Source organism: Pseudomonas sp. TE3899 (genome assembly GCF_056279105.1).
Genome location: NZ_JBWBQR010000001.1, coordinates 721,802 through 746,133, shown reverse-complemented (window position 1 = coordinate 746,133; position 24,332 = coordinate 721,802). Strand labels below are relative to the sequence as shown.

The 24,332-nt window shown below is 59.9% G+C and carries 21 protein-coding genes and 1 pseudogene; 16 read left to right on the top strand and 6 right to left on the bottom strand.

What is annotated here, in order from left to right:
• Window positions 1–93: 93 nt before the first annotated feature.
• The 16 genes and pseudogenes from aceA (at window position 94) to ACZ89E_RS03220 (ending at window position 17,923) form a co-directional block, all read left to right on the top strand.
• On the top strand, window positions 94–1,419 hold the full coding sequence (gene aceA / locus ACZ89E_RS03295; RefSeq protein WP_123403070.1) for an isocitrate lyase: 1,326 nt from the start codon (window positions 94–96) through the stop codon (window positions 1,417–1,419).
• Window positions 1,420–2,039: 620 nt separating this feature from the next.
• On the top strand, window positions 2,040–2,453 hold the full coding sequence (locus tag ACZ89E_RS03290) for an NADH-quinone oxidoreductase subunit A (RefSeq protein WP_003223812.1): 414 nt from the start codon (window positions 2,040–2,042) through the stop codon (window positions 2,451–2,453).
• Window positions 2,454–2,463: 10 nt separating this feature from the next.
• Window positions 2,464–3,138, top strand: a complete 675-nt coding sequence (locus tag ACZ89E_RS03285) for a NuoB/complex I 20 kDa subunit family protein (RefSeq protein WP_008146035.1) — start codon at window positions 2,464–2,466, stop codon at window positions 3,136–3,138.
• 72 nt (window positions 3,139–3,210) lie between these two features.
• Entirely contained in the window at window positions 3,211–4,995 is a 1,785-nt protein-coding gene (nuoC, locus tag ACZ89E_RS03280; protein ID WP_133838684.1) for an NADH-quinone oxidoreductase subunit C/D, read from the top strand.
• A gap of 2 nt (window positions 4,996–4,997) precedes the next feature.
• On the top strand, window positions 4,998–5,495 hold the full coding sequence (nuoE, locus tag ACZ89E_RS03275; RefSeq protein ID WP_463257904.1) for an NADH-quinone oxidoreductase subunit NuoE: 498 nt from the start codon (window positions 4,998–5,000) through the stop codon (window positions 5,493–5,495).
• On the top strand, window positions 5,492–6,847 hold the full coding sequence (gene nuoF, locus ACZ89E_RS03270; protein ID WP_123403075.1) for an NADH-quinone oxidoreductase subunit NuoF: 1,356 nt from the start codon (window positions 5,492–5,494) through the stop codon (window positions 6,845–6,847). The genes nuoE and nuoF overlap by 4 nt, the downstream gene beginning before the upstream one ends.
• 137 nt (window positions 6,848–6,984) lie before the next feature.
• On the top strand, window positions 6,985–9,699 hold the full coding sequence (nuoG, locus tag ACZ89E_RS03265) for an NADH-quinone oxidoreductase subunit NuoG (protein WP_476254820.1): 2,715 nt from the start codon (window positions 6,985–6,987) through the stop codon (window positions 9,697–9,699).
• The gene (nuoH, locus tag ACZ89E_RS03260; protein WP_028623953.1) at window positions 9,696–10,703 is read left to right on the top strand and encodes an NADH-quinone oxidoreductase subunit NuoH; all 1,008 of its coding nucleotides are present in this window, start codon (window positions 9,696–9,698) and stop codon (window positions 10,701–10,703) included. Before nuoG ends, nuoH begins: the two co-directional genes overlap by 4 nt.
• A 12-nt stretch (window positions 10,704–10,715) precedes the next feature.
• Window positions 10,716–11,261 (top strand): NADH-quinone oxidoreductase subunit NuoI, encoded by a 546-nt coding sequence (gene nuoI, locus ACZ89E_RS03255; protein ID WP_007946418.1) that lies wholly within the window; start codon window positions 10,716–10,718, stop codon window positions 11,259–11,261.
• A 9-nt stretch (window positions 11,262–11,270) separates the two neighbouring features.
• Window positions 11,271–11,774 carry an NADH-quinone oxidoreductase subunit J gene (gene nuoJ / locus ACZ89E_RS03250; RefSeq protein WP_149659922.1) on the top strand — a complete coding sequence of 168 codons (504 nt, stop codon included), beginning with the start codon at window positions 11,271–11,273 and terminating at the stop codon, window positions 11,772–11,774.
• Between the two features lie 2 nt (window positions 11,775–11,776).
• The gene (gene nuoK, locus ACZ89E_RS03245) at window positions 11,777–12,085 is read left to right on the top strand and encodes an NADH-quinone oxidoreductase subunit NuoK (RefSeq protein ID WP_133838688.1); all 309 of its coding nucleotides are present in this window, start codon (window positions 11,777–11,779) and stop codon (window positions 12,083–12,085) included.
• Window positions 12,082–13,936 (top strand): annotated as a pseudogene (nuoL, locus tag ACZ89E_RS03240) (NADH-quinone oxidoreductase subunit L). Before nuoK ends, nuoL begins: the two are co-directional and overlap by 4 nt.
• 40 nt (window positions 13,937–13,976) lie before the next feature.
• Window positions 13,977–15,509, top strand: coding sequence for an NADH-quinone oxidoreductase subunit M (gene nuoM / locus ACZ89E_RS03235; RefSeq protein ID WP_123403083.1), 1,533 nt, complete (start codon window positions 13,977–13,979; stop codon window positions 15,507–15,509).
• 7 nt (window positions 15,510–15,516) lie between these two features.
• Entirely contained in the window at window positions 15,517–16,980 is a 1,464-nt protein-coding gene (gene nuoN / locus ACZ89E_RS03230; protein ID WP_123403085.1) for an NADH-quinone oxidoreductase subunit NuoN, read from the top strand.
• Between the two features lie 288 nt (window positions 16,981–17,268).
• The gene (locus tag ACZ89E_RS03225) at window positions 17,269–17,619 is read left to right on the top strand and encodes a toxin (RefSeq protein WP_476257012.1); all 351 of its coding nucleotides are present in this window, start codon (window positions 17,269–17,271) and stop codon (window positions 17,617–17,619) included.
• On the top strand, window positions 17,609–17,923 hold the full coding sequence (locus ACZ89E_RS03220) for a helix-turn-helix domain-containing protein (protein WP_149659925.1): 315 nt from the start codon (window positions 17,609–17,611) through the stop codon (window positions 17,921–17,923). Before ACZ89E_RS03225 ends, ACZ89E_RS03220 begins: the two co-directional genes overlap by 11 nt.
• A 297-nt stretch (window positions 17,924–18,220) precedes the next feature.
• Here the strand turns inward: ACZ89E_RS03220 and ACZ89E_RS03215 are convergent, their stop codons facing one another.
• From ACZ89E_RS03215 to ACZ89E_RS03190, 6 genes are read right to left on the bottom strand one after another with little or no spacing between them, the layout of a single operon-like run.
• Window positions 18,221–19,963 (bottom strand): ABC transporter substrate-binding protein, encoded by a 1,743-nt coding sequence (locus tag ACZ89E_RS03215; protein ID WP_149659926.1) that lies wholly within the window; start codon window positions 19,961–19,963, stop codon window positions 18,221–18,223.
• Window positions 19,964–20,010: 47 nt separating this feature from the next.
• A complete protein-coding gene (locus tag ACZ89E_RS03210; protein WP_149659927.1) occupies window positions 20,011–20,283 on the bottom strand; it encodes a DUF2160 domain-containing protein in 273 nt (90 codons plus the stop codon).
• A gap of 10 nt (window positions 20,284–20,293) precedes the next feature.
• Complete coding sequence (locus ACZ89E_RS03205) at window positions 20,294–21,094, bottom strand: carbohydrate ABC transporter permease (RefSeq protein ID WP_003232361.1); 801 nt, start codon at window positions 21,092–21,094, stop codon at window positions 20,294–20,296.
• A gap of 8 nt (window positions 21,095–21,102) precedes the next feature.
• Window positions 21,103–21,969 carry a carbohydrate ABC transporter permease gene (locus ACZ89E_RS03200; RefSeq protein WP_123403091.1) on the bottom strand — a complete coding sequence of 289 codons (867 nt, stop codon included), beginning with the start codon at window positions 21,967–21,969 and terminating at the stop codon, window positions 21,103–21,105.
• On the bottom strand, window positions 21,966–23,063 hold the full coding sequence (locus ACZ89E_RS03195) for an ABC transporter ATP-binding protein (protein ID WP_149659928.1): 1,098 nt from the start codon (window positions 23,061–23,063) through the stop codon (window positions 21,966–21,968). Before ACZ89E_RS03195 ends, ACZ89E_RS03200 begins: the two co-directional genes overlap by 4 nt.
• Window positions 23,063–24,157 carry an ABC transporter ATP-binding protein gene (locus ACZ89E_RS03190; protein ID WP_123403095.1) on the bottom strand — a complete coding sequence of 365 codons (1,095 nt, stop codon included), beginning with the start codon at window positions 24,155–24,157 and terminating at the stop codon, window positions 23,063–23,065. The genes ACZ89E_RS03195 and ACZ89E_RS03190 overlap by 1 nt, the downstream gene beginning before the upstream one ends.
• Window positions 24,158–24,332: the final 175 nt, after the last annotated feature.

The window sequence follows — 24,332 nt, the reverse complement described above, 5'->3', positions numbered from 1 at the left end:
GGTCAGCGAGCAGCCTTTTACGCTTCCTTGATAGGCGTAACCGGCAGGAGCAGGAATTTTCCACCCAAGACCTATGCGACGAGGTTTATCTCCATGGCACTGACACGCGAACAGCAAATTGCAGCCCTCGAAAAAGATTGGGCTGAAAACCCACGCTGGAAAGGCGTGACACGCGCTTACTCCGCTGCTGACGTCGTCCGCCTGCGCGGCTCGGTTCAACCTGAGCACACCTTTGCAAAACTGGGCGCCGAGAAGCTGTGGAACCTGGTCACCCAGGGTGCCCACCCGTCCTTCCGCCCTGAGAAAGATTTCGTCAACTGCATGGGCGCCCTGACCGGCGGCCAGGCTGTACAACAGGTCAAAGCCGGTATCCAGGCGATTTACCTGTCGGGCTGGCAGGTTGCTGCGGACAACAACTCCGCCGAATCGATGTACCCGGACCAGTCCCTGTACCCAGTGGATTCGGTTCCAACCGTGGTCAAGCGCATCAACAACTCGTTCCGTCGTGCCGACCAGATCCAGTGGAAAGCCGGTAAAGGTCCGGGCGACGAAGGCTACATCGACTACTTCGCACCGATCGTGGCTGACGCTGAAGCCGGTTTCGGCGGCGTACTGAACGCTTACGAGCTGATGAAAAGCATGATCGAAGCAGGCGCCGCCGGCGTTCACTTCGAAGACCAACTGGCTTCCGTGAAAAAATGCGGCCACATGGGCGGCAAAGTACTGGTTCCTACCCAGGAAGCTGTACAGAAGCTGACCGCTGCTCGTCTGGCGGCTGACGTTGCCGGTACACCGACCATCATCCTGGCTCGTACCGACGCTAACGCGGCTGACCTGCTGACTTCCGATTGCGACCCGTACGACCAGCCATTCGTGACTGGCGAACGCACCCAGGAAGGCTTCTACAAAGTACGCGCCGGCCTCGACCAGGCCATCGCTCGCGGCCTGGCCTACGCGCCTTACGCCGACCTGATCTGGTGCGAAACCGCCAAGCCGGATCTGGACGAAGCCCGTCGCTTCGCTGAAGCGATCAAAAAGGAATACCCGGACCAACTGCTGTCGTACAACTGCTCGCCTTCCTTCAACTGGAAGAAAAACCTGGACGACGCGACCATCGCCAAGTTCCAGCGCGAACTGTCCGCCATGGGCTACAAGCACCAGTTCATCACCCTGGCCGGCATTCACAACATGTGGCACAGCATGTTCAACCTGGCGCACGACTACGCCCGCAACGACATGACTGCCTACGTGAAGCTGCAGGAACAAGAGTTCGCTGACGCGGCCAAGGGTTACACCTTCGTGGCTCACCAGCAGGAAGTGGGCACCGGCTACTTCGATGACATGACCACCGTGATTCAAGGTGGCTCGTCCTCGGTAACCGCGCTGACCGGTTCGACTGAAGAAGAACAGTTCCACTGATACCTGAGCAAACGGCCGTTGCGGACCCGATAGAAAGCTAACCGCAACGTCGCACAACTAACGCCCCGACTGGTTCGGGGCGTTTTTTTGCCTGGAATTTGGCAACGACCCGCCCTGTAGGAGCAAGGCTTGCCCGCGATGGGTGCACTGCGGTGCTTCCAGGAGACCGCGTCATCGTTCATCGCGGGCAAGCCTTGCTCCTACAAGAGCGGTGGCAAAAACATTGATTTAGAGCGGTATTGCGATCAGAAAAGTGCGGTAAAACGACCCTGGCCGCTACTTGTAGTAACGGCTATATAAGACAACTTCCCAACCCCTCACCCGTTAAACAGTTTAAAAACCGATCCAAACAGTATTGATTATCATTTAGACGCAACTATGTTCGTTACATTTCCTACAAAACAATATTGATGAAAAACCGGCTAATGCCCGCATGGCATGGGCTACAGGGCTGTGGAGGTGTGCTATGTCCTTATTCCTATAAATAATTTCGCTATAGGAATTTTACTTGCACGGTGTTGTGCCATAAAATCACCGCGATTGATTGCTGCGACATATCGTCACTGCTTTGTTTCTTTATCAAGCTCAGAGACCTTTGCTCTCTGTTAAGGATTACCAGCATGCCCGAAGCGACAGGACTCATGGCCCACAACTGGGGCTTTGCCATTTTCCTTCTGGGCGTTGTCGGCCTTTGCGCCTTCATGCTCGGCGTCTCCAGCCTCCTCGGGTCAAAAGCCTGGGGCCGCAGCAAAAACGAACCGTTCGAGTCCGGCATGCTACCTACAGGTGGCGCCCGCTTGCGGCTCTCAGCCAAATTCTATCTGGTCGCGATGCTCTTCGTGATCTTCGATATCGAAGCCCTCTTTCTCTTTGCCTGGTCTGTGTCCGTCCGCGAAAGCGGCTGGACCGGATTCGTCGAAGCTCTCGTTTTCATAGCAATTCTGTTGGCAGGTCTTGTCTACCTGTTCCGAGTGGGCGCCCTTGACTGGGCTCCGGAAGCTCGTCGCAAGCGGCAGGCGAAGCTGAAACAATGAGGCTTTGGCAATGCAATACAATCTCACCAGGATCGACCCCGATGCTCCTAACGAGCAGTATCCGATTGGCGAGCGGGAAACCGTTTCCGATCCGTTAGAAGATCAAGTCCACAAAAACATCTTCATGGGCAAGCTCGAAGACGTGCTTAACGGCACGATCAACTGGGGGCGCAAGAACTCCCTGTGGCCGTATAACTTCGGTCTTTCGTGCTGCTACGTGGAAATGACCACCGCCTTCACGGCGCCCCACGACATCGCGCGCTTTGGCGCCGAAGTTATCCGGGCATCGCCGCGTCAGGCGGATTTCATGGTTATCGCCGGTACCTGCTTCATCAAGATGGCGCCGATCATTCAGCGTCTCTACGAGCAAATGCTCGAACCGAAATGGGTTATCTCCATGGGTTCGTGCGCCAACTCCGGTGGCATGTACGACATCTACTCCGTCGTTCAAGGGGTGGACAAGTTCCTGCCCGTGGACGTCTACGTGCCTGGCTGCCCGCCCCGTCCCGAAGCTTTTCTGCAAGGCTTGATGCTCTTGCAAGAGTCGATTGGACAGGAGCGTCGTCCGCTTTCCTGGGTCGTCGGTGATCAAGGCGTTTATCGCGCCGAGATGCCTTCGCAAAAGGAACAGCGCCGCGAACAGCGAATCGCAGTCACCAACCTGCGCAGCCCCGACGAAGTCTGATCCAGCTCTGCTTCTTTTACAGAACGAGACACTGGCTTCATTCTTTACGTTGACCGAAAGCGATAAATAACCATGACTACAGGCAGTGCTCTGTACATCCCGCCTTATAAGGCAGACGACCAGGATGTGGTCGTCGAACTGAACAACCGTTTTGGCCCCGAGGCGTTCACCGCCCAGCCTACCCGCACCGGCATGCCGGTGCTTTGGGTTGCCCGCGCCAAACTCGTCGAAGTCCTGACCTTCCTGCGCAACCTGCCCAAGCCGTATGTCATGCTCTATGACTTGCACGGCGTGGACGAGCGTCTGCGCACCAAGCGTCAAGGGCTGCCAAGCGGCGCCGACTTCACTGTGTTCTATCACTTGATGTCGATCGAACGTAATAGTGACGTGATGATCAAGGTCGCCTTGTCCGAGAGCGACCTCAGCGTGCCGACCGTGACCGGCCTCTGGCCGAACGCCAACTGGTACGAGCGCGAAGTGTGGGACATGTACGGGATCGACTTCAAAGGTCACCCGCACCTGACCCGCATCATGATGCCGCCGACCTGGGAAGGTCACCCGCTGCGCAAGGACTTCCCGGCCCGTGCCACCGAATTCGACCCGTTCACCCTGAACCTGGCCAAGCAACAGCTTGAGGAAGAAGCCGCACGCTTCAAGCCTGAAGACTGGGGCATGAAGCGTTCCGGGGCGAACGAGGACTACATGTTCCTCAACCTCGGTCCCAACCACCCTTCCGCGCACGGTGCGTTCCGCATCATCCTGCAGCTGGACGGTGAAGAAATCGTCGATTGCGTGCCGGACGTTGGCTACCACCACCGTGGTGCCGAGAAGATGGCCGAGCGCCAGTCCTGGCACAGTTTCATCCCGTACACCGACCGTATCGACTACCTCGGCGGCGTGATGAACAACCTGCCGTACGTACTCTCGGTCGAGAAGCTGGCCGGCATCAAGGTGCCTGAGAAGGTCGACGTCATCCGCATCATGATGGCCGAGTTCTTCCGGATCACCAGCCACCTGCTGTTCCTGGGGACGTACATCCAGGACGTTGGCGCCATGACCCCGGTGTTCTTCACCTTCACCGACCGCCAGAAGGCGTACACGGTGATCGAAGCCATCACCGGTTTCCGTCTGCACCCGGCCTGGTACCGCATCGGCGGCGTCGCCCACGACCTGCCACGCGGTTGGGAAAAACTGGTGAAAGACTTCGTCGAGTGGATGCCAAAGCGTCTGGACGAATACCAGAAAGCCGCCCTCGACAACAGCATCCTCAAGGGCCGGACCATCGGCGTCGCGGCCTACAACACCAAAGAAGCCCTGGAATGGGGCGTCACCGGTGCCGGCCTGCGTTCGACCGGTTGCGACTTCGACCTGCGTAAAGCACGTCCGTACTCCGGCTACGAGAACTTCGAATTCGAAGTCCCGCTGGCGGCCAATGGCGATGCCTACGACCGTTGCATCGTGCGCGTCGAAGAAATGCGCCAGAGCCTGAAGATCATCGAGCAGTGCATGCGCAACATGCCGGAAGGCCCGTACAAGGCGGATCACCCGCTGACCACGCCGCCGCCCAAAGAACGCACGCTGCAGCACATCGAGACCTTGATCACGCACTTCCTGCAAGTTTCGTGGGGCCCGGTCATGCCGGCCAACGAATCCTTCCAGATGATCGAAGCGACCAAGGGCATCAACAGTTATTACCTGACGAGCGATGGCGGCACCATGAGCTACCGCACCCGGATTCGTACCCCAAGCTTCCCGCACTTGCAGCAGATCCCTTCGGTGATCAAAGGCAGCATGGTCGCGGACTTGATCGCGTACCTGGGTAGTATCGATTTCGTTATGGCCGACGTGGACCGCTAAGCATGAACAGCACGCTTATCCAGACAGACCGTTTCACCTTGAGTGAAACCGAGCGCTCGGCCATCGAGCACGAGCTGCATCACTACGAAGACCCGCGCGCGGCGTCGATCGAAGCCTTGAAGATCGTCCAGAAGGAACGTGGCTGGGTGCCCGACGGCGCGCTCTACGCCATTGGCGAAATCCTCGGCATCCCGGCGAGCGACGTTGAAGGGGTGGCGACGTTCTATAGCCAGATCTTCCGTCAGCCGGTCGGCCGCCACATCATTCGCGTCTGCGACAGCATGGTCTGCTTCATCGGCGGCCACGAGTCGGTGGTCAGCGAAATCCAGAGCAAGCTCGGCATCGGCCTGGGTGAAACCACCGCCGACGGTCGTTTCACCCTGCTGCCGGTCTGCTGCCTCGGCAACTGCGACAAGGCGCCGGCGTTGATGATCGACGACGACACATTCGGTGATGTGCAGCCTGCTGGCGTCGCCAACTTGCTCGAGGGCTACGTATGACCCTGACTTCCTTCGGTCCTGCCAACCGCATCAAGCGTTCGGCCGAGACTCACCCGCTGACCTGGCGCCTGCGTGACGACGGCGAGGCCGTGTGGCTCGACGAGTACCAGGCCAAGAACGGTTACGCGGCGGCGCGCAAGGCTTTCGCCGACATGGCCCAGGACGACATTGTCCAGACCGTGAAAGACGCCGGCCTGAAAGGTCGCGGCGGTGCAGGCTTCCCCACGGGCGTGAAGTGGGGCCTGATGCCCAAAGACGAATCCATCAACATCCGCTACCTGCTGTGCAACGCGGACGAGATGGAACCGAACACCTGGAAAGACCGCATGCTGATGGAGCAACTGCCCCATCTGCTGATCGAAGGCATGCTGATCAGTGCCCGCGCGCTGAAAACCTACCGTGGCTACATCTTCCTGCGTGGCGAATACACCACCGCCGCCAAGCACCTGAACCGTGCCGTGGAAGAAGCCAAGGCAGCCGGTCTGCTGGGCAAGAACATCCTGGGCAGCGGCTTCGATTTCGAGCTGTTCGTCCACACTGGCGCCGGGCGTTACATCTGCGGTGAAGAAACCGCACTGATCAACTCCCTCGAAGGCCGCCGCGCCAACCCGCGCTCCAAGCCGCCCTTCCCTGCCGCCGTTGGCGTGTGGGGCAAGCCGACTTGCGTGAACAACGTTGAAACCCTGTGCAACGTCCCGGCGATCATTGCCGACGGCGTGGACTGGTACAAATCGTTGGCCCGCGAAGGCAGCGAAGACATGGGCACCAAGCTCATGGGCTTCTCCGGCAAGGTCAAGAACCCGGGCCTGTGGGAATTGCCGTTCGGCATCACCGGTCGCGAGCTGTTCGAAGACTACGCCGGCGGCATGCGCGACGGCTTCACGCTCAAGGCCTGGCAACCAGGCGGCGCCGGTACCGGTTTCCTGTTGCCGGAACACCTCGACGCACAAATGTACGCCGGCGGCATCGCCAAAGTGGGCACCCGCATGGGTACCGGCCTGGCCATGGCGGTGGACGACAGCGTCAACATGGTGTCCCTGCTGCGCAACATGGAAGAGTTCTTCTCCCGCGAGTCGTGCGGCTTCTGCACCCCGTGCCGTGACGGTCTGCCATGGAGCGTCAAGCTCCTGCGCGCCATCGAGAACGGTGAAGGGCAAGCCGGCGATATCGAGACCCTGCTGGGTCTGGTCGGTTTCCTCGGCCCTGGCAAGACCTTCTGTGCTCACGCACCGGGCGCCGTGGAGCCATTGGGCAGCGCAATCAAATACTTCCGCCATGAGTTCGAAGCCGGCATCGCGCCAACCAGCGCCGTCGTCCCGCCTCTGGCAAGGCCGATCGTAGTCGGCGCGTAAACGCTTAAAAAGGCGAAGGGTCCGTGCCCTTCGCCTTCTCGTTCGATGACGCCTTTATGGGCTGTTTCGATTCGGACGAATAACAAGATTCCATTAGCCACGCCCGCTGACACCGGGCCAACGAAGAACTTTGAACCATGGCCACTATCCACGTAGACGGCAAAGAGCTCGAAGTCGATGGGGCAGACAACCTGTTACAGGCATGTCTGTCGCTAGGCCTCGATATCCCTTATTTCTGCTGGCACCCCGCCCTTGGCAGCGTTGGCGCTTGCCGCCAGTGCGCGGTCAAGCAGTACACCGACGCCAACGACACCCGTGGTCGGATCGTCATGTCCTGCATGACCCCCGCCACCGACGGCAGCTGGATCTCCATCGAAGACGAAGAGGCGAAAGTATTCCGCGCCAGCGTCGTCGAATGGCTGATGACCAACCACCCCCACGACTGCCCGGTCTGTGAGGAAGGCGGTCACTGCCACCTGCAAGACATGACGGTAATGACCGGCCACAACGAGCGCCGTTACCGCTTCACCAAGCGTACCCACCAGAACCAGGATCTCGGCCCGTTCATCGGTCACGAGATGAACCGCTGCATCGCTTGCTACCGCTGCGTGCGCTTCTATAAGGACTACGCCGGCGGCACCGACCTCGGTGTGTTCGGCGCCCACGACAACGTGTACTTCGGTCGCGTTGAAGACGGCACCCTGGAAAGCGAGTTCTCCGGCAACCTCACCGAGGTCTGCCCGACCGGTGTGTTCACCGACAAGACTCACTCCGAGCGCTACAACCGCAAGTGGGACATGCAGTTCTCGCCGAGCATCTGCCATGGCTGCTCCAGCGGTTGCAACATCTCCCCGGGCGAACGCTACGGTGAACTGCGTCGGATCGAAAATCGTTTCAACGGTTCGGTCAACCAGTACTTCCTGTGCGACCGTGGCCGTTTCGGCTATGGCTATGTCAACCGCGAAGACCGCCCGCGTCAGCCATTGCTGGCCAACGGCGCCAAGCTGAGCCTCGACGAAGCGCTGGATAAAGCCGCCGACCTGCTGCGCGGTCGCAACATCGTCGGTATCGGTTCGCCCCGCGCCAGCCTCGAAAGCAACTTTGCGTTGCGCGAACTGGTCGGCGCCGAGCACTTCTACTCCGGTATCGAAGCCGCCGAGCTGGATCGCATCCGCCTGGTCATGCAAGTTCTGAAAGACAGCCCGCTGCCGATCCCGAACATGCGCGACATCGAAGACCACGACGCGATCTTCGTCCTCGGTGAAGACCTGACCCAGACCGCTGCGCGCATGGCCCTGTCCCTGCGTCAATCGGTTAAAGGCAAAGCGGAAGACATGGCCGATGCCATGCGCGTTCAGCCGTGGCTCGACGCTGCGGTGAAGAACATCGGCCAGCACGAGCTGAACCCGCTGTTCATCGCCAGCCTGGCTGAAACCAAGCTCGACGACATCGCTGAAGAATGCGTGCACGCCGCGCCAGACGACCTGGCTCGCATCGGTTTCGCCGTGGCTCACGCCCTCGACGCCAGCGCACCAGCGGTTGAAGGCCTCGATACTGAAGCCCTCGACCTGGCCAAGCGCATTGCCGACGCCCTGCTCGCTGCCAAGCGTCCGCTGATCATCGCCGGTACTTCGTTGGGTTCCAAAGCGCTGATCGAAGCGGCGGCGAACATCGCCAAGGCCCTGAAGCTGCGCGAGAAGAACGGTTCCATCAGCCTGATCGTGCCAGAGGCCAACAGCCTCGGCCTGGCCATGCTCGGTGGCAACTCGGTCGACGACGCGCTGCAAGCGGTGATCGATGGCAAGGCCGACGCCATCGTCGTGCTGGAAAACGATCTGTACACCCGTACCGACAAAGCCAAGGTTGACGCTGCCCTGAACGCCGCGAAAGTGGTGATCGTGGCGGACCATCAGAAAACCGCCACCAGCGATCGCGCGCACCTGGTTCTGCCAGCCGCCAGCTTCGCTGAAGGCGACGGTACCTTGGTCAGCCAGGAAGGCCGCGCCCAGCGCTTCTTCCAGGTCTTCGACCCGAAATACATGGACGCGAGCATCCTGGTTCACGAAGGCTGGCGCTGGCTGCACGCCCTGCGCGCAACCCTGTTGAACCAGCCGATCGACTGGACCCAACTGGACCACGTCACCGCTGCCGTCGCTTCGAGCACGCCGCAACTGGCGCGTATCGTTGATGCCGCACCGTCCGCCGCGTTCCGCATCAAGGGCATGAAGCTGGCCCGCGAACCGCTGCGTTACTCCGGTCGTACCGCCATGCGCGCTGACATCAGCGTGCACGAACCGCGTACCCCGCAAGACAACGACACCGCGTTCAACTTCTCGATGGAAGGTTACTCGGGCTCGGTCGAACCGCGTCAGCAAGTGCCATTCGCCTGGTCTCCGGGCTGGAACTCGCCGCAGGCCTGGAACAAGTTCCAGGACGAAGTCGGTGGTCACATCCGCGCTGGCGACCCGGGCACCCGCCTGATCGAAAGCACCGGTGACTCGCTGAACTGGTTCGCCAGTGTTCCACGTGCGTTCAACCCGGCGCCGGGCACCTGGCAAGTCGTGCCGTTCTTCCACCTGCTCGGCAGCGAAGAGAACTCTTCCAAAGCCGCACCGGTTCAGGAGCGCATCCCGGCCGCCTACGTCGCCCTGGCCAAATCCGAAGCCGATCGCCTGGGTGTCAATGACGGTGCCATGCTCAGCGTGAACGTGGATGGCCAGACCTTGCGTCTGCCGCTGCGTATCAACGAAGAGTTGGGCGCTGGCCTGGTGGCGTTGCCTGCGGGTATCGCCGGCATTCCAGCGGCGATCTTTGGCAAAACCGTTGACGGTCTGCAGGAGGCAGCTCAATGACCTGGTTCACGCCTGAAGTGATTGACGTGATCATCGCGGTCCTCAAGGCCATCGTGATTCTGCTCGCCGTGGTGGTGTGCGGCGCGCTGCTGAGCTGGGTCGAGCGTCGTTTGCTCGCCCTCTGGCAGGACCGTTACGGTCCGAACCGCGTCGGCCCGTTCGGCGCGTTCCAGATTGCGGCCGACATGATCAAGATGTTCTTCAAGGAAGACTGGACGCCGCCGTTCGCCGACAAGATGATCTTCACCCTGGCACCGGTAGTCGCTATGAGCGCCCTGCTGATTGCCTTCGCGATCATCCCGATCACCCCGACCTGGGGCGTGGCGGACATCAACATCGGCATCCTGTTCTTCTTCGCCATGGCCGGTCTGTCGGTCTACGCGGTGTTGTTCGCCGGCTGGTCGAGTAACAACAAGTTCGCCCTGCTGGGCAGCTTGCGGGCCTCGGCACAAACCGTGTCGTACGAAGTGTTCATGGGCCTGTCGCTGATGGGCATCGTGATCCAGGTCGGCTCGTTCAACATGCGCGACATCGTTGAATATCAAGCGCAGAACCTGTGGTTCATCATCCCGCAGATCTTCGGTTTCCTGACCTTCTTCATCGCTGGCGTCGCCGTGACTCACCGTCACCCGTTCGACCAGCCGGAAGCGGAACAGGAACTGGCCGACGGTTACCACATTGAATACGCCGGCATGAAATGGGGCATGTTCTTCGTGGGTGAGTACATCGGCATCGTGTTGATTTCGGCGCTGCTGGTGACCCTGTTCTTCGGTGGCTGGCACGGTCCGTTCGGCATTCTGCCGCAGATCCCGTTCATCTGGTTCGCGCTCAAAACCGCGTTCTTCATCATGATCTTCATCCTGCTGCGCGCCTCGATCCCGCGCCCACGGTATGACCAAGTGATGGATTTCAGCTGGAAGTTCTGCCTGCCGCTGACCCTCGTCAACATGCTGGTGACCGCTGCGATCGTGTTGCTCAACACGCCCGCCGTCGCGGCTCAGTGAGGATAGAGAATCATGAAGTACATATTTGACATCGTGCATGGCTTCTTCACCCAGCTTCGCAGCCTGGTGATGATCTTCGGCCACGCCTTCCGCAAGCGCGACACGCTGCAGTACCCGGAAGAAGCCGTGTACCTGCCGCCGCGCTACCGTGGCCGTATCGTCCTGACCCGCGACCCTGATGGCGAAGAGCGTTGTGTTGCCTGCAACCTGTGCGCCGTGGCGTGCCCGGTCGGTTGCATCTCGCTGCAGAAAGCCGAAACCGAAGACGGTCGCTGGTACCCGGACTTCTTCCGCATCAACTTCTCGCGCTGCATCTTTTGCGGCCTCTGCGAGGAAGCCTGCCCGACCACCGCGATCCAGCTGACACCGGATTTCGAGATGGCCGAGTTCAAACGTCAGGACCTGGTTTACGAGAAAGAAGATCTGCTGATCTCCGGCCCCGGCAAAAACCCTGATTACAACTTCTATCGTGTTGCAGGTATGGCGATTGCCGGGAAGCCGAAAGGCTCCGCGCAGAACGAAGCCCAGCCGATCAACGTGAAGAGCTTGCTGCCTTAAGGAAGAAAGATGGAATTCGCTTTCTATTTCGCATCGGGTATCGCGGTTGTGGCCACGCTTCGCGTGATCACCAACACCAACCCTGTGCACGCCCTGCTCTACCTGATCATTTCGCTGATTGCCGTGGCGATGACCTTTTTCGCCCTCGGCGCGCCGTTTGCCGGTGTGCTGGAAGTGATCGCCTACGCTGGCGCCATCATGGTGCTGTTCGTGTTCGTGGTAATGATGCTCAACCTTGGCCCGGCCTCGGTTCAGCAAGAGCGCGTCTGGCTCAAGCCCGGCATCTGGCTCGGTCCGGTGATTCTCGGCGCCCTGCTGCTGGCTGAACTGCTGTACGTACTGTTCAGCCACTCCAGCGGTCAGGCCGTCGGCCACACCACCGTAGACGCGAAGGCCGTGGGCATCAGCCTGTTCGGTCCGTACCTGCTGGTGGTCGAACTCGCCTCGATGTTGCTGCTCGCCGCAGCCGTCACGGCGTTCCACTTGGGCCGCAACGAAGCCAAGGAGCAATGACGATGCCTGCTATCCCTATGGAGCATGGTCTGGCGGTCGCCGGCATCCTGTTCTGCCTCGGTCTGGTCGGCCTGATGGTCCGGCGCAACATTCTCTTCGTGCTGATGAGCCTGGAGGTCATGATGAATGCCTCCGCGTTGGCGTTCATCGTCGCCGGTAGCCGCTGGGGCCAGCCGGATGGACAGATCATGTTCATCCTGGTGATCAGCCTGGCAGCCGCCGAGGCCAGTATTGGCCTGGCGATTCTGTTGCAGCTGTATCGCCGCTTCCACACTCTCGATATCGACGCTGCCAGCGAGATGCGCGGATGAATCTTCTCTATCTGACTTTCGTATTCCCTCTCATAGGTTTCCTGCTGCTGTCGTTCTCACGCGGCCGCTTCTCGGAAAACCTGTCGGCGCTGATTGGCGTCGGCTCCATCGGTCTGTCGGCGATTGTCGCCGCTTACGTGATCTGGCAATTCAACGTCGCCCCGCCGGAAGGCGGCCACTACACGCAAGTGTTGTGGCAGTGGATGGCGGTTGAAGGCTTTACGCCGAACTTCGCCCTGTACCTGGATGGCCTGTCGGTCACCATGCTCGGTGTGGTGGTCGGCGTCGGCTTCCTGATCCACCTGTTCGCGTCCTGGTACATGCGCGGTGAAGACGGTTACTCGCGCTTCTTCGCCTACACCAACCTGTTTATCGCCAGCATGCTGTTCCTGATCCTGGGCGATAACCTGTTGTTCCTGTACTTCGGCTGGGAAGGCGTGGGCCTGTGCTCGTACCTGTTGATCGGTTTCTACTACAGCAACCGCAACAACGGTAACGCGGCACTCAAAGCCTTTATCGTGACCCGGATCGGCGACGTGTTCATGGCCATCGGCGCTGTTCATCCTGTTCCAACAGTTGGGCACGCTGAACGTCCAGGAACTGCTGGTGCTGGCACCGCAGAAGTTCCAGGTCGGCGACTTCTGGATCGTCCTGGCGACCCTGATGCTGCTGGGCGGCGCTGTGGGTAAATCCGCGCAACTGCCGCTGCAAACCTGGCTGGCGGATGCGATGGCCGGTCCTACCCCGGTTTCGGCCCTGATCCACGCCGCAACCATGGTGACCGCAGGCGTCTACCTGATCGCTCGTACCCACGGCTTGTTCGCCCTGGCGCCGGATATCCTGCACCTGGTCGGCGTTGTCGGTGGCGTGACCCTGGTTCTCGCCGGTTTTGCCGCGCTGGTCCAGACCGACATCAAACGTATCCTCGCCTACTCGACCATGAGCCAGATCGGCTACATGTTCCTGGCACTGGGCGTTGGCGCATGGGATGGCGCGATTTTCCACCTGATGACCCACGCCTTCTTCAAGGCGCTGCTGTTCCTGGCCTCCGGTGCGGTGATCGTTGCCTGCCACCACGAGCAGAACATCTTCAAGATGGGCGGCCTGTGGAAGAAACTGCCGCTGGCCTACACCAGCTTCATCGTCGGCGGCGCGGCCCTGTCGGCCCTGCCACTGGTGACCGCAGGCTTCTACTCCAAGGACGAAATCCTCTGGGAAGCGTTCGCCAGCGGCAACCACGGTCTGCTCTACGCAGGTCTGGTCGGCGCGTTCATGACTTCGCTGTACACCTTCCGCCTGATCTTCATCGCGTTCCACGGTGAAGCGAAGACCGAAGCCCACGCCGGTCACGGCATCGCTCACTGGCTGCCACTGTCGGTGCTGATCGTGTTGTCGACCTTCGTCGGCGCGATGATCGTGCCACCGCTGCACGGCGTGTTGCCAGAGAGCGTCGGCCATGCCGGCGGCGAAGCCAAGCACAGTCTGGAAATCGCCTCGGGCGCCATCGCCCTGGCCGGGATCCTGCTGGCCGCGCTGCTGTTCCTCGGCAAGCGTCGTTTCGTCACTGCAATCGCCAACAGCGGCATCGGCCGCTTCCTTTCGGCCTGGTGGTTCGCTGCCTGGGGCTTCGACTGGATCTACGACAAACTGTTCGTCAAGCCATACCTTGCGATCAGCCACGCACTGCGCAAAGACCCGCTCGATCAGACCATCGGTTTGATCCCGCGTATGGCCAAGGGCGGCCACACCGCCCTGAGCCGTACCGAAACCGGTCAACTGCGTTGGTACGCGGCCTCGATGGCAGCCGGCTCCGTGCTGGTCATCGGCGCCATCGTGCTGGTAGCGGTCTGAATATGAACCTTGCGAACTTGCGAAAGGAATTGAGCCCGTCATGATTCTGCCTTGGCTAATCCTGATCCCCTTCATCGGCGGCCTGCTGTGCTGGATGGGTGAGCGCTTCGGCGCCACCCTCCCCCGCTGGATTGCGCTGTTGACCATGACCCTGGAACTCGCACTCGGCCTCTGGCTGTGGGCCCACGGTAACTATTCATTTGCTCCGGCGCCTGGCGCCGATCCGGTCTGGGCGCTTGAGTTCAAGCACATCTGGATCCAGCGCTTCGGCATCAGCGTGCACCTGGCCCTCGATGGCCTGTCGCTGCTGATGATCCTGCTGACCGGTTTGCTGGGTATCCTCTCGGTACTCTGCTCGTGGAAAGAGATCCAGCGTCACGTCGGCTTCTTCCACTTGAACCTGATGTGGATCCTGGGCGGTGTGGTCGGCGTGTTCCTCGCCCTCGACCTGTTCATGTTCTTCTTCTTCTGGGAAATGATGCTGGTGCCGATGTACTTCCTCATCGCGCTCTGGGGTCACAGTTCTTCGGACGGCAAGAAAACCCGGATCTACGCGGCGACCAAGTTCTTCATCTTCACCCAGGCTTCCGGCCTGATCATGTTGGTGGCGATCCTGGGTCTGGTGCTGGTCAACTTCAACAGCACCGGCGTGATCACGTTCAACTACGCCGACCTGCTGAAAACCAAGATGTCGCTCACTACCGAGTACATCCTGATGCTCGGCTTCTTCATCGCCTTCGCGGTGAAGCTGCCGGTCGTACCGTTCCACTCCTGGTTGCCTGATGCTCACGCCCAGGCGCCAACGGCGGGTTCGGTCGACCTGGCCGGTATCCTGTTGAAGACGGCGGCTTACGGTCTGCTGCGTTTCGCCCTGCCGCTGTTCCCGAATGCCTCGGCCGAGTTCGCGCCGATCGCCATGACCCTCGGTCTGGTCGGGATCTTCTACGGTGCGTTCCTGGCCTTCGCCCAAACCGACATCAAGCGTCTGATCGCCTATTCCTCCGTTTCCCACATGGGCTTCGTGTTGATTGGCATCTACTCCGGCAGCCAACTGGCGCTGCAGGGCGCGGTCATGCAGATGCTGGCGCACGGTGTTTCGGCGGCAGCACTCTTTATCCTCAGTGGTCAGTTGTACGAACGCACCCACACCCGCGACATGCGTGAGATGGGTGGCCTGTGGTCGAAGATCGCTTACCTGCCGGCTATCAGCCTGTTCTTCGCGGCCGCGTCCCTGGGCTTGCCGGGTACCGGTAACTTCGTCGGTGAGTTCCTGATCCTGATCGGCACCTTTGCCGCTGCGCCGTGGATCACCGCGATCGCGACGTCGGGCCTGGTGTTCGGTTCGGTCTACTCGCTGATCATGATCCACCGTGCCTACTTCGGCCCGTCCAAGTCGGACGCGGTGTTGCACGGCATGGATGGTCGCGAACTGATCATGGTGGTCGGCCTGGCGGTACTGCTGATTTACATCGGCGTGTACCCGCAGCCGTTCCTCGACACTTCTGCCGCGACGATGCATGGCGTGCAGCAGTGGCTCGGTACCGCCTTCACTCAACTCGCTTCGGCCCGGTAAGAGCGCTATGGAATTCACGACTCAACACTTTATCGCGCTCGCGCCGTTGTTGATCACCACCGCCACGATCATCGTGGTGATGCTGGCCATCGCCTGGCGCCGCAACCACTCGCAGACCTTCCTGATTTCCGTGGCGGGTTTGAACCTGGCGTTGCTGTCGATCCTGCCAGCCTTGAAGGTCGCGCCCCTGGCCGTGACCCCGCTGCTGCAGATCGATAACTTCGCTTGCTTGTATATGGCGCTGATCCTGGTCGCCACCCTCGCTTGTGTGACCCTCGCCCACGCCTACCTCGGCGATGGCGGCACGGGTTACCCGGGCAACCGCGAAGAACTGTACCTGCTGATCCTGATGGCCGCCGCCGGTGGCCTGGTTCTGGTCAGCGCGCAACACCTGGCCGGGTTGTTCATCGGTCTGGAACTGTTGTCGGTGCCGGTCTACGGTCTGGTGGCGTATGCCTTCTTCAACAAGCGTTCGCTGGAAGCCGGTATCAAGTACATGGTGCTGTCGGCCGCCGGCTCTGCGTTCCTGTTGTTCGGTATGGCCCTGCTCTACGCCGACTCCGGCAGCCTGAGCTTCGTCGGTATCGGTCAAGCGCTGGCGGCCACTGGCCTGCCAAGCTCCCTGGCGCAAATGGGCCTGGGCATGATGTTGATCGGCCTGGCGTTCAAACTGTCGCTGGTACCGTTCCACCTCTGGACCCCGGACGTTTACGAAGGGGCTCCGGCACCGGTTGCAGCGTTCCTCGCGACCGCTTCGAAAGTCGCCGTGTTTGCCGTGATGGTGCGTCTGTTCCAGATCTCCCCTGCCGCAAGCAGCGGTGTCCTGAGCGACGTGCTGACCATCATCGCCATTGCGTCGATCCTGTTCGGCAACCTGCTGGCACTGACCCAGAGCAACCTCAAGCGTCTGCTGGGTTACTCGTCCATCGCCCACTTCGGTTACCTGCTGATCGCCCTCGTGGCGAGCAAGGGTCTGGCCGTGGAAGCCATCGGCGTGTACCTGGTCACCTACGTGATCACCAGCCTTGGCGCGTTCGGTGTAATCACCCTGATGTCCTCGCCGTACAAAGGCCGTGACGCTGACGCCCTGTACGAATACCGCGGCCTGTTCTGGCGTCGTCCGTACCTGACCGCCGTGCTGACCGTGATGATGCTGTCCCTGGCCGGCATCCCGCTGACCGCGGGCTTCATCGGCAAGTTCTACATCATCGCCACCGGCGTCGAGTCGCACCAATGGTGGCTGGTGGGTTCCCTGGTACTGGGCAGCGCCATCGGCGTCTTCTACTACCTGCGCGTGATGGTCACCCTGTACCTGATCGAGCCGAACCTGCGTCGCCACGATGCGCAACTGCACTGGGAACAAAAGGCAGGCGGCGTGATGCTGCTGGCCATCGCCGCCCTGGCGTTCTTCCTGGGGCTGTATCCGCAGCCGTTGCTGGTGTTGGTACAGCAAGCAGGTCTGGCGGGTTGATCGTTTAGCGATACTCGGTAGAAAACAGAAACGGCACCTTCGGGTGCCGTTTTTGCGTTTGGGGGATCGTGATTTTCAAACATCGATTTATGTACCACTTCCCCAGCCAGTCCCACAGCCAAGTATCCCGTCTCTTTTATCGAATGCTCTCACCGCACTGGTCGACTCTTCCTACAGGTGTTTTTACAACTGGGGTCTACCGTTGAAATCGGGAACGAAAAGGATGGCTTCGATGCCTTGACCGATTCGATTATTGAGACAAAACTATACGTAGGTAGCGTACAGAACATGGATGCTCTATTGGTCGAGTTACGTATGTTTCAGAAACATCAAGACGATTACCTGGATGACGATCTGTTTCGCAGCTTTCAATTGGAGTTGCTGAAGAACCCTGAAGCGGGCGACCTGATTGAGGGCACCGGGGGGCTGCGCAAAATTCGCTTCTGCGACCAACGACGAGGCAAAGGCAAGCGCAGCGGATTACGGGTGATTTATTACTTGTGGTCAGGCTTCGATCAATTCTGGCTGTTCACCGTGTATGGCAAAGACGAGCAAGACGACCTGTCGCCCATTCAGAAAAAGCTTTTCAGACAAACGCTGGATAGAGAAATCAAAACGAGATCCCACTATGAAACGTGACATTTTTGCTGAACTGATGGATGGCCTCGAAGCCTTGGCCGATGAGCGCCAAGGCAAGATCACGCTGCGAACCCATAAGGTTCAGTTGCCAGAACTGATGCCCATCACTGCCAAGGAAGTGGTCGCTATCCGCCAACAGCTCAACCTCTCCCGGTCAGTGTTCGCGGCCTATCTGCGCACCAATACCCGAACCCTGGAAAACTGGGAACAGGGACGGGCAACACCCAACGCCCAGGCTACGACCCTTATCCGCCTGGTCGAACGCTTTCCGCAGACGATCGAACATCTCGCCGCCCTGACCTAAAGCCAGAGGGCTTATATCCGATGATTTTCAAGGCAGCCTAATGTGAGGCCTCTGATTTTCAACCTTACGCACCACGAATTTCAGCGTTGCTGTCAGATGTTAGTTCTGTTGATAAGACTGGGTGAGTCAGACGGCCTCTTCGCGAGCAAGCCCGCTCCCACAGTGGTTCGGGGTTGCTCATAAATAATGTGTTTGCCACGGCCCCCTGTGGGAGCGGGCTTGCTCGCGAACGCGGTCCATCAACCACAAATAAAAACGGCACCTTCCGGTGCCGTTCGCCTTTCTCAGTACAGAAGCTTACTTACGCGCATCCGCCCACGATTTCAGCAGTTCGTTGTAGCTGACCGTCTCACCTTTAGGCTTCTCATTCGCCAACTTAGGCTTCGGCGCCCCCGGTTGGTCAAACCAGTATTGCGCATCCCGTTCCGGGTTCATTTTCGGGCCGCACACCGGTTGCACCTTGGAGCGTTCAAGCCGCGTCATGATGGCGTCCTGGTCCTTGGCCAGACCATCGAGTGCCTGTTGCGGGGTTTTCTCGCCGCTGGCGGCTTCGGCGATGTGGCTCCACCACAGTTGTGCCAGGCGTGGATAGTCCGGCACGTTGGTCCCGGTCGGGGTCCATTGCACACGGGCCGGGCTGCGGTAGAACTCGACCAGACCACCGAGTTTCGGCGCCAGATCGGTCATGGCTTGCGAGTTGATGTCCGACTCGCGAATCGGCGTCAGGCCGACGATGGTTTTCTTCAGGGATACGGTTTTCGAGGTCACAAACTGCGCGTAGAGCCAGGCTGCGAGTTTCTGTTTCTCAGGCGTGGACTTCATGAACGTCCAGGAACCCACGTCCTGATAGCCCAGCTTCATGCCCTCCTCCCAATACGGCCCGCGCGGGGACGGCGCCATGCGCCATTTCGGCGAGCCATCGGCGTTGACTACGGGCAGACCCGGCTTGGTCATGTCGGCGGTAAACGCGGTGTACCAGAAGATTTGCTGGGCGATGTTGCCCTGGGACGGCACCGGCCCGGACTCGGAGAAGGTCATGCCCGCCGCTTCCGGTGGCGCGTAGGCCTTGAGCCAGTCGACGTATTTCTGCGTCGCGTAGACCGCCGCCGGGCCGTTGGTGTCGCCGCCACGGGTGATGCTGGAACCCACCGGGTGGCAGTCCTCGACGCGAATCCCCCACTCGTCCACCGGCAAGCCGTTCGGGATGCCTTTGTCGCCGGCACCGGCCATGGAGAACCAGGCATCGGTGAAACGCCAGCCCAGGGACGGGTCTTTCTTGCCGTAATCCATGTGTCCGTAGATGCGTTTGCCGTCGATTTCCTTGACGTCTTCGCTGAAGAACTTGGCGATGTCTTCATAGGCCGACCAGTTCACCGGCACGCCCAATTCGTAACCGTACTTTTCCTTGAACTTGGCTTTCAGCTCCGGCCGCTCGAACCAGTCGGCGCGGAACCAGTAAAGGTTGGCGAATTGCTGGTCGGGCAGCTGATAGATCTTGCCGTCCGGCGCGGTGGTGAAGGAAATGCCGATGAAGTCCTTGATGTCCAGGGTCGGCGAGGTGAAGTCCTTGCCTTCGTTGGCCATCAGGTCGGTGATCGCTTCGGTCTTGCCGTAGCGAAAGTGCGTACCGATCAGGTCCGAGTCGTTGACCCAGCCGTCATAGATGCTCTTGTCCGACTGCATCACGGTTTGCAGCTTCTCCACCACGTCGCCTTCTTGCAGCAAATCGTGGGTGACCTTGATCCCGGTGATCTCGGTAAAGGCCTTGGCCAGGACCTTGGACTCATATTCGTGAGTGGTCAGGGTTTCCGAGACGACCTTGATGTTCATCCCGCGAAACGGCTGGGCAGCCTTGATGAACCACTTCAATTCCTCGAGCTGCTGATCGGCCGTCAGGGTGGACGGTTTGAATTCGCTGCCGATCCATTTTTTTGCCGCGTCTTCGTAGGCATCGGCCCAGGCCGTCGCGCTCAAACCGCTGAGTGCCAGCAGGGCTGCCAATGAAATGCTATGTCGCAGCTTATTGTTTTTGTCGAACATAGAGACCTCCTGTTTAAGTTTCGGAGCAACTTTGCCGAGCGATTCGACTAGCCCCAACGCATCACAGCCAACAGCCACACCAGGGACAACGCGGACGCCACCCAGATGCTCCAGTCGGTGACGCCGATTACCAGCAGATGCAGGTAGGCGCTGCCGAGAAGACCGATAAACAAGCGATCGCCACGGGTGGTGGCAATCGGCAACAAACCTCGCCGAAGGATGCTCGGCGAGCGCAACTCCCAGGTCGTCATGCCCACCAGAATCAGGCCAATGACGATGAAAAACACCGCTGTCGGGGCGGTCCAGCTCATCCATTCCATCATCAGTTCCTCAGACCCGGCCCAGGGCAAAGCCCTTGGCCACGTGGTTGCGAACAAACCAGATCACCAGCATGCCCGGCAGGATGGTCAACACCCCTGCCGCCGCCAGTACGCCCCAATCGATGCCGGACGCCGAGACCGTGCGCGTCATCACCGCCGCGATGGGTTTGGCGTTGACCGACGTCAGGGTCCGCGCCAGCAGCAACTCGACCCAGGAGAACATGAAGCAGAAAAACGCCGTGACACCGATCCCGGAACCGATCAGCGGGATGAAAATCTTCACGAAGAACTTCGGAAAACTGTAGCCATCGATGTAGGCCGTTTCGTCGATTTCCTTGGGCACCCCGGACATGAAGCCTTCGAGGATCCACACCGCCAACGGCACGTTGAACAAGCAGTGCGCCAGGGCCACGGCGATGTGGGTATCGAACAACCCGATGGACGAATACAGCTGGAAGAACGGCAGCAAAAACACCGCCGGTGGGGCCATGCGGTTGGTCAGCAGCCAGAAAAACAGGTGTTTGTCGCCGAGGAAGCGATAGCGCGAGAACGCATAAGCCGCCGGCAGCGCCACGCTCAGGGAAATCACCGTGTTCAGGCTCACGTAGTACAGCGAGTTCAGGTAACCGGTGTACCAACTCGGGTCGGTGAAGATCACCTTGTAGTTGGCCAAGGTGAAATCCTGGGGAAACAGCGTCAAACCGCCGAGGATTTCGGTGTTGCTCTTGAAGGACATGTTCAGCAGCCAGTAGATCGGCACCAGCAGGAACAGGATGTAGATCAGCAATGGAATGAGCTTTCTTTTACTCATGGCAGACCTCAGCGGTTGGCGTCAGAGTGAGTCATGGCCGTGTAGAACAGCCAGGACACCAACAGGATGATCAGGAAATACACCAGCGAGAAAGCCGCCGCCGGGCCGAGGTCGAATTGTCCTACGGCCATTTGGGTCAAGGTCTGACTCAAGAAGGTCGTGGCATTCCCCGGACCGCCGCCGGTCAGCACGAACGGCTCGGTGTAGATCATGAAACTGTCCATGAAGCGCAACATCACCGCGATCAGCAGCACGCTCTTGAGCTTGGGCAACTGGATATGCCGGAACACCGCCCAGGACGACGCGCGGTCAATCCGCGCGGCCTGGTAGTACACGTCGGGAATGGCCCGCAACCCGGAGAAACACAACAGCGCCACCAGCGAGGTCCAGTGCCAGACGTCCATCACCAGCACCGTGACCCAGGCGTCCATGGTGTTCGACGCGTAGTTGTAGTTAATGCCCATGGCATTCAGGCTGGAACCGAGCAAACCAATATCGGCGCGGCCGAAGATCTGCCAGATGGTGCCGACCACGTTCCACGGGATCAGCAGCGGAATCGCCAGGATGATCAGCACCAGCGACGACCAGCGGCCCTTGGTGGGCATGGTCAGGGCGATGGCGATGCCCAGGGGGATTTCGATCAGCAGCACGCACCCGGAATAGATGAACTGGCGCAGCAATGAGTCGTGCAACCGAGGATCGAGCAGCACCTGCTTGTACCAGTCGGCACCGACGAAGTAGCGGCTGGACTGGTCGAAGATGTCCTGTACCGAGTAGTTGACCACGGTCATCATCGGGATCACCGCACTGAATGCCACCAGCAGGAACACCGGCAGGACCAACCACCAGGCCTTGTTGTTTTGCACCTTGTTCATGGCTGCACCTCCAGTAGGTAATCGTCGGCATAGACCATCAACCACTGCGCCGGAAAACTGATGTACGCCGTGCCTTCGGGCACCGGTTTGTCTTCGGCCAGGCGCACTTTCAGCGGTGCGCCGTCGAGGTTCAGGGTCATGATCTTGTAGGTGCCGAGGTCTTCGATGTGTACGACTTGTGCCTGCATCGCGTCATCAAACGGCTCGTCCCACACATGCACGAACTCCGGGCGGATGCCGACCTTCAGGGTTTTCCACGGCTTGTCGGCGATTTGTTGCTGCATCGCGTCAGACAAAGGCAAGTGCGTCGAGGCGAAACCGACCCCACCGGGTTGCGGCTTCACGTCGATCAGGTTCATCCCCGGGCTGCCGATGAAATAGCCGACAAAGGTGTGGCTCGGCCGTTCGAACAATTCCCGTGGCGTGCCGAACTGCACGATCTGCCCGCCGTACATCACCGCGATCTTGTCGGCGAAGGTCGAGGCTTCGAGCTGGTCGTGGGTGACGTAGACCATGGTGATGTTGAATTGCTCGTGGATCTGCTTGAGCTTGCGCCGCAGTTTCCACTTCAGGTGCGGGTCGATCACGGTCAGCGGTTCGTCAAACAGGATCGCCGACACGTCATCGCGCACCAGCCCACGACCCATGGAGACTTTCTGTTTTTCGTCGGCGGTGAGGTTGCGCGCCTTTTTGCTGAGCAGGGCCTGGAGGTCAAGCACCTCGGCAATTTCCTGCACCTTGCTGTGAATTTTCGCCTCGTTCATGCCCTGGTTTCGCAGGGGGAAGGCCAGGTTGTCGAACACCGTCATGGTGTCGTAGACCACCGGAAACTGGAAAACCTGGGCGATGTTGCGCTTTTCCGGAGTCAGGTCGTTGACCACTTTGCTGTCGAACAGCACCTGGCCCTGGGACGGGCTGAGCAGCCCGGAAATGATGTTGAGCAAGGTCGACTTGCCGCAGCCCGACGGACCCAGCAAGGCGTAGGCGCCACCCTGCTCCCAGATGTGGTCCATCTCGCGAATCGCGTAATCCTCAGGACCTGTCGGCGTGCGGGTGTAGCTGTGGGCGAGGTTCTGCAAACGGATTTCGGCCATCAGGCAACCCTCGCGATACGGCGACCGGGCGCCTGGACCAGCCGCCCCTGCGTATCGAACACAAACAGTTTATGGGTCGGGATATAGATGCGAATCGGCGCATCGACGTCGTATTCGTGGACGCCCGGCAAGTGCAGCACCAGCAGGAAATGCTCGTTGCGTACGTGCAGGAAGGTTTCCGAACCACTGATCTCGGCCACCTCGACCGTCACGGCGAGTTCCAGGTCGTCGTCGTTGCTCGGCACCAGCGAGATATGGCTGGGGCGCACACCGAAGCGGAACTCGCCCTCGCCCACCGGGCGCAGATCGACGTTCAGCGGGAAGTGCACGAAGTTGGCGAAACTGACTTCGTTGCCGGCAATCCGCCCCGGCATCAGGTTGATCGGCGGTTCGGAGAACAACTCCGCCGCCAGCACCGTTTGTGGTTGGTGATAGACCTCGGAGGACTTGCCGCTCTGGATCACCCGGCCTTCGTGAAGAATGGTGGTGGTGCCGCCCAGGGCCAGAGCTTCGTTGGGCTCGGTGGTGGCGTAGATGGCGATGGTGTGCCGCGCCTTGAACAGCTCGCGCATTTCCTGGCGCAGTTCTTCGCGCAATTTGTAGTCGAGGTTGACCAGCGGTTCGTCGAACAGGATCAGCTCCGCATCCTTGACCAGCGCCCGGGCCATGGCCGTGCGTTGCTGCTGGCCGCCGGACAGTTCCAGCGGATGGCGCTGGAGGAATTTTTCGATGCGCAGCATCTTCGCGGTTTCCAGCACTTTGCTCTGGATCACTTCGTTGGAGACACCGCCCTGGCGCAACGGCGAGGCGATGTTCTCGAACACCGTCATGGTCGGGTAGTTGATGAACTGCTGGTAGACCATCGACACGTTGCGCAGGCGCACCGGGCGTTGGGTGACGTCGACGCCGTTCATCAGGATGCGCCCGCTGTCGGGCTTGTCCAGACCGGCCATCAGGCGCATGAGGCTGGTTTTGCCGGACAGCGTGCGGCCGAGCAAAACGTTGAAGGATCCGGGTTCGAAAACAAGGCACGCATCGTCGATCCAGGTCTGGCCCTCGACGGTACGGCTGACGTGCTCCAGGGTGAGTGACATGGCTCGGCCTTTTTTATTATTTGGAGTCAAGCGACCGTAGCGATAGAGCGACATTCGTGCCAGAAATCACAAGTGATTGATCTGGTTTGAAAATCCGTGGAAACGGGAGAAAACCGCGTTCGTTGCTGAACAGAAATGAACAATCCGGACTGAACAATTGAACAGTTCGACGGTT

What these genes read in the sequence shown, in the direction of transcription:
- aceA (WP_123403070.1), top strand. Translation starts at nt 94, where the DNA reads ATGGCACTGACACGCGAACAGCAAATTGCAGCCCTCGAAAAAGATTGG.
- ACZ89E_RS03290 (WP_003223812.1), top strand. Translation starts at nt 2,040, where the DNA reads ATGCCCGAAGCGACAGGACTCATGGCCCACAACTGGGGCTTTGCCATT.
- ACZ89E_RS03285 (WP_008146035.1), top strand. Translation starts at nt 2,464, where the DNA reads ATGCAATACAATCTCACCAGGATCGACCCCGATGCTCCTAACGAGCAG.
- nuoC (WP_133838684.1), top strand. Translation starts at nt 3,211, where the DNA reads ATGACTACAGGCAGTGCTCTGTACATCCCGCCTTATAAGGCAGACGAC.
- nuoE (WP_463257904.1), top strand. Translation starts at nt 4,998, where the DNA reads ATGAACAGCACGCTTATCCAGACAGACCGTTTCACCTTGAGTGAAACC.
- nuoF (WP_123403075.1), top strand. Translation starts at nt 5,492, where the DNA reads ATGACCCTGACTTCCTTCGGTCCTGCCAACCGCATCAAGCGTTCGGCC.
- nuoG (WP_476254820.1), top strand. Translation starts at nt 6,985, where the DNA reads ATGGCCACTATCCACGTAGACGGCAAAGAGCTCGAAGTCGATGGGGCA.
- nuoH (WP_028623953.1), top strand. Translation starts at nt 9,696, where the DNA reads ATGACCTGGTTCACGCCTGAAGTGATTGACGTGATCATCGCGGTCCTC.
- nuoI (WP_007946418.1), top strand. Translation starts at nt 10,716, where the DNA reads ATGAAGTACATATTTGACATCGTGCATGGCTTCTTCACCCAGCTTCGC.
- nuoJ (WP_149659922.1), top strand. Translation starts at nt 11,271, where the DNA reads ATGGAATTCGCTTTCTATTTCGCATCGGGTATCGCGGTTGTGGCCACG.
- nuoK (WP_133838688.1), top strand. Translation starts at nt 11,777, where the DNA reads ATGCCTGCTATCCCTATGGAGCATGGTCTGGCGGTCGCCGGCATCCTG.
- nuoM (WP_123403083.1), top strand. Translation starts at nt 13,977, where the DNA reads ATGATTCTGCCTTGGCTAATCCTGATCCCCTTCATCGGCGGCCTGCTG.
- nuoN (WP_123403085.1), top strand. Translation starts at nt 15,517, where the DNA reads ATGGAATTCACGACTCAACACTTTATCGCGCTCGCGCCGTTGTTGATC.
- ACZ89E_RS03225 (WP_476257012.1), top strand. Translation starts at nt 17,269, where the DNA reads ATGGATGCTCTATTGGTCGAGTTACGTATGTTTCAGAAACATCAAGAC.
- ACZ89E_RS03220 (WP_149659925.1), top strand. Translation starts at nt 17,609, where the DNA reads ATGAAACGTGACATTTTTGCTGAACTGATGGATGGCCTCGAAGCCTTG.
- ACZ89E_RS03215 (WP_149659926.1), bottom strand. Translation starts at nt 19,963, where the DNA reads ATGTTCGACAAAAACAATAAGCTGCGACATAGCATTTCATTGGCAGCC.
- ACZ89E_RS03210 (WP_149659927.1), bottom strand. Translation starts at nt 20,283, where the DNA reads ATGGAATGGATGAGCTGGACCGCCCCGACAGCGGTGTTTTTCATCGTC.
- ACZ89E_RS03205 (WP_003232361.1), bottom strand. Translation starts at nt 21,094, where the DNA reads ATGAGTAAAAGAAAGCTCATTCCATTGCTGATCTACATCCTGTTCCTG.
- ACZ89E_RS03200 (WP_123403091.1), bottom strand. Translation starts at nt 21,969, where the DNA reads ATGAACAAGGTGCAAAACAACAAGGCCTGGTGGTTGGTCCTGCCGGTG.
- ACZ89E_RS03195 (WP_149659928.1), bottom strand. Translation starts at nt 23,063, where the DNA reads ATGGCCGAAATCCGTTTGCAGAACCTCGCCCACAGCTACACCCGCACG.
- ACZ89E_RS03190 (WP_123403095.1), bottom strand. Translation starts at nt 24,157, where the DNA reads ATGTCACTCACCCTGGAGCACGTCAGCCGTACCGTCGAGGGCCAGACC.